This window comes from Bradyrhizobium sp. Kon56, from assembly GCF_055807635.1.
In genome coordinates, this window is the sequence record NZ_JBVVOU010000148.1 from 1 (window position 1) to 490 (window position 490).

General features: G+C 70.2%; 2 protein-coding genes. Both read left to right on the forward strand.

Annotated features, from left to right (window positions below; all coding sequences use genetic code 11):
• The coding region (locus AC0L3B_RS38355; protein WP_473382777.1) for an SDR family oxidoreductase at window positions 1-260 on the forward strand (260 nt) is incomplete at its 5' end.
• Window positions 261-490 (forward strand): hypothetical protein (locus tag AC0L3B_RS38360; RefSeq protein WP_473382780.1); only part of this gene is annotated, 230 nt, incomplete at its 3' end.

Sequence of the window (490 nt, forward strand, 5' to 3'; positions counted from 1 at the left end):
GCCTGGTGCAAGGCCTGGCCCCGCGCGCGGCGGTGCGGCAAGTGACGGTGAATGCCGTGGCGCCGGGCTTTATCGAGACGCAGATGACCGCGAAAATCCCGCTGCTGATCCGTGAGGCCGGGCGGCGCATGAATTCCCTGTCCCAGGGCGGCCAACCGGTGGACGTGGCCGAGACCATCGCCTGGCTGGCGCATCCGGCGTCCGGTGGGGTCAATGGCCAGGTGGTGCGGGTGTGCGGGCAAAGCCTGCTGGGGGCCTGAATGGACTACGTGACGCAGATCATCGACCCGCCGCCTTCGCGCGCCCAACTGTTGCTCGCCGGTGCGCGCGGCGTGCGCAAGCCCAAGCCAGATGCCGCGCCGGTATTGCCCAGGGAGCGTCTGGTACGCCCGGCGGTGGAGGTGTCGGGCGGCGCAATCGCCGCCTATGGCCGTGCCTGTGGTTTTCGCCCCGAGCAGGGCGTGCCGCTGTCCTATCCCCATGTGCTGGC